Here is a 7,934-nt window from a genome sequence, read left to right as displayed (position 1 = left end):
CTCAGAAGTGAAACATCGTAGCGCCAATGGTAGTGTGGATTCGTCCATGTGAGAGTAGGTCATCGTCAGCTCTCTATACTTGAAAAGCCCCCAACGTTAATTCGTTGGGGGTTTTGTTTGTCTGTCTTTTTTATTCCTAATATAGTCATTTCATTAGCTAATGCTACCTAATCACTTTCTCTATCCATATTTCGTGTCATTGTGTCTCTTGTTTTTTAAGTTTGTTCTTTACCTAGTTTTAATTATTTATTATTAAATAATTATCAGACTACATTCTACTTTTATATTTAGATTGTTGCTCAGTCATATTAGTGTTAAATTTACTCAACAATAAGTGGTTATTTAAAAGAGTAAAAAGATGAGTACTGACAAACTCCCTCCCAATGTTAGTGTTTTAGATAAAGTCATTCTTTTCGATGGTGTCTGTAAGCTATGTAAGCTATGTAAGCTATGTAACGTATGGAGTAATTTTATCCTCAAGTATGATAGTAAGCAGCTCTTCAAATTGTGTAGTGTGCAGTGTGCAGTCAGAGGAAGGCCAAGAAATACTGCTTTATTTTGGGCTACCTACCGACTCTTATGAAACAATGCTTTATGTAGGAGGTAACCAGTCCTTCCAAAAAAGTGATGCTTTTTTCCAAGTAATGGCAAAATTAGGCTACCCATGGAAAGGAGTTTGTATTTTCAAGATTATTCCAACACCTGTACGAGATTGGATATATGACCGTATCGCATTAAATCGTTATCGTCTATTCGGTAAATATGACTACTGTGCTCTACCATTACCAGGGAATGAGGCGTGTTTTTTAGATGCAAAAAGATAAGCTCACTCATGTTTCGTTGATTAGTAGGGTGCTATTGGGATTTTTGTTTATATACCATGGTTTGGTGCCCAAAATATTGTGGTTGAGTGCGGTCGAAGTACATTTGGTCTCTACTAGTGGTCTTGGTGTGCCTGCTAAGATAGCCTCACCCTTAGTGGGTATTGTTGAAATAGTTTTGGGTTGCGCAATCATATTTCTCAATAAGTCTAATATTCCTGTCTATATAGCCGTAGCCATTCTACTTTTACTATTACTCTCTGTAGCTGTAGCAAGTCCAATGTATTCGATAGGTGCATTCAATCCTATTACGACCAATATTCTAGGTCTGGGTTTTTGCTATCTGATTCTATTTGTAGATAAAGCATGAATGGTAACCAAAATAGGTGAAAATTTATTCGAAATTTCATACGTTGAAAAGACATGTCAATATACAGCACACGTTGTATCCTATAATTCAGTCTAATTGAAGTAATACTATAAAAAGAGAATGAAATGAATATCGAGCAAGAATTTTCAGAGAAAGTTCAAGAACATCTACAAGCACTCACTGCTAGTATGAAGCCAGTTTTAAAAGAATTAATCGGATATGATTATCCAAAAGAAGTGGTCAGTCTAGAGTTTGAAATATTTGCCGATGGATTCACACAAGGGTTCCCAGTTAGAGCTTTTTTTATGGATTCAAATGATTCTGAGTACTTTGTTTATATCAATGGTGAAGCTCAATATCCGTCGCCTGTTGAGCCAGAATTGTTAAAGATAGAGTATGTCTACCCTTATGAGCTTGAAGAGAAATATACTAATCAGGATGAAGATTTTGACCCATGGAGTATCGCCATTAATGAGCTTATTCAGTGGTTTTCGGAGTGCTGGAGAGAGATGGGTGGAGAGTCGTTTCAGTTAAAGGCAAACATTGCTCCTCATGATAATGATCAGGCGTATAACCTTGTAGACAGTAAGTGGGAAGAAAGATAGAAGTATAAGAGGGTATTCTATCAGGCAGAAGGTTACGAACGCTAATGTTGATGCTATAGTAAATACGGCCAAACTCTCATTGACAAGCGGTAGCGGTGTTGATGGTGCTATACATAAAGCTGCTGGGTCGAGTGTGCTCAAAGAGTTTTCAGCTTTGACAGACGTTTAAGGGTTAGCGAAGATTTGTTTAAAAATTATATACTTGAAAAATTGTATATAAATGAATTATGTAATCATACCTTAGGAGTAATAATGTCCATATTAAAAGAGTATAAAGAACCTAAGGATATGTTAGAGAAGTTATTACGTGAAGGTGAAAGAACGTGGAAATCTGAAGATCTACAGGAAAAATCCGATCACTTTTTTAATTTTTGCGTAACCTCTGTATCTCTTCGAGATTGGTGTATTGCATACTTGAATTTAGATAGTGTTGAACAGTCAAAGTTTTATAAGATGCATTCTAAAAATGAGTGGCTGAATTATTGTGCTTCGATTGCAAACTTGTCAAAGCATTTTAAATTACGTGAAGGACGCAAGTCATCTGTTTTATCAGTTAATTCTAAAGTGTCAACGTTAGTAGCATTAGGTGCTGATGGTAAGATAATTGAAGGATTGAAAAAAAAGAGAGTCTCCTTTGATGTTCAAAATTCAAATAGTGATATAAAAGACTTAATGCTAGTACTGATTAACTGTCTATCCCAATGGGAAAAAATATTTTCCGACTACAGGATACCTGCACCTAATTCGGACTTGAAAATTCGAGCATTTCTTGAAGAATATTATCCTGAAAATACTGAGTAACTATTATTTAATTTAGAAGATTATTAAAGATATAAGCTATATTTTAACAACCATTAAAGAGAACCCCATGACCACATCAAAAGTAACCTACCAAGGCAATTTACGCACCACAGCCATTCATTTGCAATCAAACAATGAAATAATTACCGATGCGCCTATCGATAATCAGGGTAAGGGTGAAGCCTTTTCACCGACTGATTTATTGGCGACCAGCTTAGCCAGTTGTATGTTGACCATTATCGGTATCAAAGCTCGTGATATGGATATCGATATTTCAGGTACTACCGCTGACGTAACTAAAGTAATGGCTGCCAAACCAAGGCGGGTGAGTGAAATACACGTTGTGGTCAATTTTTCGAAGGCATTGGATGAGAGTACCTTAAAGCGATTTTATAAAACAGCGTTGACATGCCCAGTAGGCAATAGCTTAGATCCTGCTATTACTCAAAATCTAGTATTTAACAATGGCACAGAAGCCTGATATGTCTACTAAGACCTTACTCATCGTGGCTCATGCGCCATCGCCCAATACTCAGAAATTAGCGCAGGCAGCCTATGACGGTGCCAATCATCCTGATATAGATATCACTGTCATTTTGAAATCTCCGCAGGATACGCAGCCTGAAGACGTGCTGGCTGCTGATGCATTACTGCTAGGCACAACGGAAAATCTAGCGTATATGGCAGGGCTGACCAAGGATTTCTTTGATCGCTGCTACTATCCTGTGTTAGAAGAGAAGCAGGGCATGCCATTTGCGGTATATATACGGGCAGGGCATGATGGTACAGGTACCAAGCTTGCGCTCAAAACGATTACAACGGGTCTACGTTGGTCATGGATTCAAGAGGCGCTGATACTACAAGGCGATTGGCAAGACAGCTTTGCTGAGCAAGTAGAAGAGCTTGCTATGACGCTTGCTGCTGGGGTAGAGGCAGGTATCTACTAGTAGTCAGTTGTTTGGTAGTCAGGTAGTATTAGACAGCGCTTGTTAATCTACTGCTATCAATACTGAGAGCATAATAGACGGTTTGGGAGGATAGTGATGCATGACGATAATTTGGAGAGTGATAATCCAAATAATAAAGTAGATATTTCTGCATTGCCGTTTTCTCAAGCGTGTGAGAATAATAAACAGCCTATTTTAGAATTACTTCAAACAGAGCTACAAGGCTTTAATCATGTATTAGAGATTGGTTCTGGGACAGGTCAGCATAGTGTCTACTTTGCGCCTCATTTGTCACATTTAAAATGGCAAACTAGTGATGTCACTGGTAATCATCGCCATATAATCTCTTGGCACAATGCGTATCCTGCACCCAATCTATATTCGCCATTAGCGTTTGATTTGGCGCATGACTCAGTACCTGTTAGTAGTCATTTAGATAACAGTCATTTAAATAGCAGTCATGTAGACAAACCTTATGATGTGATATTTACAGCCAATACTTTGCATATCATTAGCTGGGCTTTGGTGGAGCGGTTATTTACATTGGTTAGTGATGCGCTACCTGTTGACGGTAAGCTGATTATATATGGCCCATTTAACGAAGATGGCAAATATACTAGTGAGGGGAATCAGCGATTTGATGCGATGTTGAGAGCAGGTAATCCTGATAGCGGCATTTGCGATAAAGAAGATGTCGTTAGTTTAGCAAATGCTCATCATTTACAACTTTCTAAAACGTATGCGATGCCTGCTAATAATCAACTATTGGTATTTCAGAAGCGCTAATTTTTTAAAGCGTCAGCAAAAACTAAATAAATAAAAAGACACCTTAATGGATCATTATTAGATCTTAATTGAGGTGTCTTTTTGTTTGGGCTTGCTTATATTATTACTTATTCAACTTGTGCTGCTAGGTTATTTATATTCTTCTGCTAAAAAATCTAAGTAACGTTTCCAAGAGCGCTCATCGGCGCGGGCGTCATATCTATCGCTGCCAAATACGCTAAAGGCATGTGGTGCGCCGCTATAGGTAACCATCTCATGAGGTACTTTGGCTGCTTCTAAGGTTTTGCCCAAAGTCGCAAAGCTCTCTAGCGAGACAGATTGGTCAGCAGAGCCATGGAATACTAGGATTTCTCCCGTAGTTTTGTCATAGCTTTGACCGGTTGGAATGTCAAAGGCACCGTGGAAGGGTACAAAGGCTTTTTGCTCAAAGCCTGAGCGTGCTAGCTCTAATGCGACCGTACCGCCAAAACAATAGCCCATAGTCGTGCCTTTACGCACATCATTGCCTTGTAGTTGTCCAGCTGTTAATGCCCCTGCCAATATGCGTCGCATTTTATTACGATCATCATATAGCTCCCCAGTTAGGCGTTTGTTTTCTTCGATAGAAGTAGGGCGAATGCCTTGTCCAAACATATCGGCTGCCAATACGTTGTAGCCTTCAGCCGCTAACATGTCAGCACGTTTGCGCTCATAGTCAGTTAGACCGTCCCAATCGTGAATTAATAAGATAAAAGGTGCGTTTGGCTTATCTGCTTTGGCGTAATAGCCTTCGTACGCTTTATCATCGACCGTATAAGTTACGTTTTTGGTCGTGATAGCAGCAGCCGTTTGACTGAACGTTAATGCCATTAGACCCATTGACGCGCCTACTAGTAACGAGTGATAAGGTTTTTTAGTCGGGGAGCTTAGAGTTGGTAACATAGTAAGTAGCCTTATAGTTATATAAAAAATAGTCGCATCGTCAAACCCATATAAACCCGCTACATCGTCATCCTCGCTAACCATACTAATGTATAGCTTGCGCTCGGTTTTCTTGTATCGAAATTATCTAAATTCAACGATATAAAAAAGATAAATATAAGGCTAAAACCCTGCCAATTTATTTATCAATAGTCTCTGATACTTCATAAAAAGCATACATTAAAGAATAACTACATTACAAGATTCTATTGTTAACGTTTATGCGCCTTTAAGACCATCTAAAGCAGCTGGTTTATAGCGTCTATAGACCTTAACCAAACATCAACAAGGTTTACTATATACGCAACTATATTTGACTTATTTTTTGGGTAGTATAACTCCTAAGCCTATTATTCCTTTACGAATTTTAGTGCGGTATCAATTTAACGCTCGGCAATGCTGAAAACACAGACAAATAAATGACAGATGAAGTCACCACTATTTCAAAGGATATCAAACCTGTGTAGGCACTCTTTTAGTGATTTAAAAGAGCACTCTCAATCTATTAGCTAGGATTTTTTATGAATAATAATATCGATCATACGGACCCCGCCAAAGACATGAATACTGAACGTGGCAATGGTGGTGAAACCCATCAACGCGCAGGCGATGACACCAAAGTATTGACCACGCAACAAGGTGTGGCTATCGCTGATAATCAAAACTCTCTAAAAGCAGGCTCACGTGGGCCGACGTTATTAGAAGATTTCGTGCTACGTGAAAAAATCAATCATTTTGACCATGAGCGTATCCCTGAGCGTATCGTCCATGCTCGTGGTAGCGCAGCACACGGTTATTTTGAGCTGACAGAGTCACTAGAAGAATATACGACTGCGAAAGTGTTGACCGAAACAGGCAAGCAAACACCATTATTTACGCGTTTCTCAACGGTAGCAGGTAACAAAGGCTCAAAAGATACGCCACGTGATGTGCGCGGCTTTGCTGTGAAAATGTATACAGAAGAAGGTAACTGGGACATCGTTGGTAACAACATGCCAATCTTCTTTATTCAGGACGCGATGAAGTTTCCAGATTTGATTCACGCTGTAAAACCAGAACCAGATCGTGGCTTCCCGCAAGCGGCGTCTGCTCATGATACCTTTTGGGATTTTGTCTCACTAAGTCCTGAAACCATGCACAACCTAATCTGGCTGATGAGTGACCGTGGTCTGCCACGTAGCCTACGCATGATGGAAGGTTTTGGTATTCATAGCTATCGCTTGATTAATAAAGATGGCAAAAGTACCTTTGTACGTTTCCATTGGAAACCAGTACTGGGCGTACAGTCGACCACATGGGATGAAGCCGTGAAAATCTCAGGCGCTGATCCTGATTATCATCGCCGCGATTTGTTTGAATCAATCAACAACGGCGATTATCCTGAGTGGGAGTTTGGCGTACAGTTATTTACTGAAGAAGAAGCCAACGAATTCCCATTTGATCATCTCGATGCGACCAAACTGATTCCAGAAGAATTGGTGCCAGTAAAAGTCGTGGGTAAGATGGTATTGAACCGCTATCCAGATAACTTCTTTGCAGAAACTGAGCAAGTAGCGTTCTGCCCATCGCATCTGCCACCGGGTGTTGATTTTAGTAATGACCCATTATTACAAGGTCGTTTGTTCAGTTACTTAGACACGCAGCTATCGCGTCTCGGGTCACCGAACTTTGCACAGATTCCTATTAATGCGCCAAAATGTCCGTTTGCTAACAATCAGCAAGATGGTCATATGCAGATGCAAGTGCCTAAGACGCGTGTACTCTATGAGCCACAAAGCCTAGATCCAACTCGTCCGCGTGAAAGCGCTAAACGTGGCTTTAATTCGTTCCATGAGCAGTTAGATGATGGTGTAAAAGGTCGCGTACGTGATGAGAGCTTCGCTGATCATTACAGCCAGCCACGTATGTTCTACCGTAGTCAGACGGCTATTGAGCAAGCGCATATTGCTTCTGCTTATGCGTTTGAGCTGGGCAAAGTAGATACGGCGCATGTACGCACTCGTATGCTGAGTCATTTGATTCATATCGATGAAGATTTGGCCAATCGTGTAGCAACGGCGCTGGGTATGGAATTGCCAGAGCCTGCTGATGCCGCTGCACCTGTACAGGATATGGGAACGTCTAAAGCGGTACAAACGATTGGTCTAACGCCTGATACGCTAAAAGGTCGTATGATCGGTATTTTAGTTGCAGAAGGTTCTAACAGCAGTGAAGTCAAAAAATTCGAAGATGCTGCTAAAGCGCAGGGTGCTAGCGTCAAAATCGTAGCGCCTAATAAAGAAGTCGTATTGGATGATGGTACACGCATACAAGCTGACGAGCGCCTCGCTGGTGGTCCGTCAGTGATGTTTGATGCCGTGGTTAGTATCATTATGCCAGAGCAGGCTAAGAAGCTAGCAAAAGACAGTGCAGCGCTAGATTGGTTCAATGATGCTTATGCTCATTGCAAAGCCATTGCTTATTGCGGTGCGACCGATGAATTTATCTTAAGCAAGCTGCCGATTGAGAAAGATGAATTTGTGACGCCATTGGCTGAATTAGATACCTTTATTACCAATGCCAAGTCTCGTCTATGGGAACGTGAGCCAAAGGTTCGTGACCTTGCATAATCAATAGGTAGGTAATCTAGACTACGATTTCTCTT

General features: G+C 40.4%; 10 protein-coding genes. 9 read left to right on the top strand and 1 reads right to left on the bottom strand.

All coding sequences use genetic code 11. From position 1 onward, the window contains the following. Positions 1-416: 416 nt before the first annotated feature. From IOD06_RS07905 to IOD06_RS07870, 8 genes are all read left to right on the top strand, one after another. On the top strand, positions 417-824 hold the full coding sequence (locus tag IOD06_RS07905; protein WP_320157427.1) for a DCC1-like thiol-disulfide oxidoreductase family protein: 408 nt from the start codon (positions 417-419) through the stop codon (positions 822-824). Further along, on the top strand, positions 811-1,191 hold the full coding sequence (locus IOD06_RS07900) for a DoxX-like family protein (protein ID WP_194620395.1): 381 nt from the start codon (positions 811-813) through the stop codon (positions 1,189-1,191). Before IOD06_RS07905 ends, IOD06_RS07900 begins: the two co-directional genes overlap by 14 nt. A 125-nt stretch (positions 1,192-1,316) precedes the next feature. After that, positions 1,317-1,796, top strand: a complete 480-nt coding sequence (locus IOD06_RS07895; protein ID WP_194620393.1) for a hypothetical protein — start codon at positions 1,317-1,319, stop codon at positions 1,794-1,796. A gap of 4 nt (positions 1,797-1,800) precedes the next feature. Continuing rightward, the gene (locus IOD06_RS13795) at positions 1,801-1,965 is read left to right on the top strand and encodes a macro domain-containing protein (RefSeq protein WP_194620440.1); all 165 of its coding nucleotides are present in this window, start codon (positions 1,801-1,803) and stop codon (positions 1,963-1,965) included. 83 nt (positions 1,966-2,048) lie between these two features. Continuing rightward, positions 2,049-2,597: a hypothetical protein gene (locus IOD06_RS07885; RefSeq protein ID WP_194620391.1), complete on the top strand. Its 549-nt coding sequence runs from the start codon at positions 2,049-2,051 to the stop codon at positions 2,595-2,597. A gap of 67 nt (positions 2,598-2,664) precedes the next feature. Continuing rightward, on the top strand, positions 2,665-3,078 hold the full coding sequence (locus IOD06_RS07880) for an OsmC family protein (RefSeq protein ID WP_194620389.1): 414 nt from the start codon (positions 2,665-2,667) through the stop codon (positions 3,076-3,078). Position 3,079: 1 nt separating this feature from the next. Next, on the top strand, positions 3,080-3,544 hold the full coding sequence (locus tag IOD06_RS07875) for a flavodoxin family protein (protein ID WP_057758894.1): 465 nt from the start codon (positions 3,080-3,082) through the stop codon (positions 3,542-3,544). A 96-nt stretch (positions 3,545-3,640) separates the two neighbouring features. Further along, positions 3,641-4,330 (top strand): DUF938 domain-containing protein, encoded by a 690-nt coding sequence (locus IOD06_RS07870; protein WP_194620387.1) that lies wholly within the window; start codon positions 3,641-3,643, stop codon positions 4,328-4,330. A gap of 129 nt (positions 4,331-4,459) precedes the next feature. Here IOD06_RS07870 and IOD06_RS07865 read toward each other — a convergent pair whose 3' ends face one another. Continuing rightward, positions 4,460-5,251 (bottom strand): dienelactone hydrolase family protein, encoded by a 792-nt coding sequence (locus IOD06_RS07865; RefSeq protein WP_194620385.1) that lies wholly within the window; start codon positions 5,249-5,251, stop codon positions 4,460-4,462. A gap of 560 nt (positions 5,252-5,811) precedes the next feature. On the opposite strand from IOD06_RS07865, the gene IOD06_RS07860 reads away from it, so the two are divergent. Next, positions 5,812-7,899, top strand: a complete 2,088-nt coding sequence (locus IOD06_RS07860; protein ID WP_194620383.1) for a catalase — start codon at positions 5,812-5,814, stop codon at positions 7,897-7,899. Positions 7,900-7,934: the final 35 nt, after the last annotated feature.

The sequence above is a fragment of the Psychrobacter sp. N25K4-3-2 genome (genome assembly GCF_015351755.1).
Taxonomy (GTDB): Bacteria; Pseudomonadota; Gammaproteobacteria; order Pseudomonadales; family Moraxellaceae; genus Psychrobacter; species Psychrobacter glaciei.
Note: the sequence above shows the minus strand (reverse complement) of the source record. Positions and strands in the feature narration are given on the sequence as shown.

Coding starts and splice junctions, on each gene's coding strand:
- IOD06_RS07905 (WP_320157427.1), top strand. CDS start 417: ATGGTGTCTGTAAGCTATGTAAGCTATGTAAGCTATGTAACGTATGGA.
- IOD06_RS07900 (WP_194620395.1), top strand. CDS start 811: ATGCAAAAAGATAAGCTCACTCATGTTTCGTTGATTAGTAGGGTGCTA.
- IOD06_RS07895 (WP_194620393.1), top strand. CDS start 1,317: ATGAATATCGAGCAAGAATTTTCAGAGAAAGTTCAAGAACATCTACAA.
- IOD06_RS07885 (WP_194620391.1), top strand. CDS start 2,049: ATGTCCATATTAAAAGAGTATAAAGAACCTAAGGATATGTTAGAGAAG.
- IOD06_RS07880 (WP_194620389.1), top strand. CDS start 2,665: ATGACCACATCAAAAGTAACCTACCAAGGCAATTTACGCACCACAGCC.
- IOD06_RS07875 (WP_057758894.1), top strand. CDS start 3,080: ATGTCTACTAAGACCTTACTCATCGTGGCTCATGCGCCATCGCCCAAT.
- IOD06_RS07870 (WP_194620387.1), top strand. CDS start 3,641: ATGCATGACGATAATTTGGAGAGTGATAATCCAAATAATAAAGTAGAT.
- IOD06_RS07865 (WP_194620385.1), bottom strand. CDS start 5,251: ATGTTACCAACTCTAAGCTCCCCGACTAAAAAACCTTATCACTCGTTA.
- IOD06_RS07860 (WP_194620383.1), top strand. CDS start 5,812: ATGAATAATAATATCGATCATACGGACCCCGCCAAAGACATGAATACT.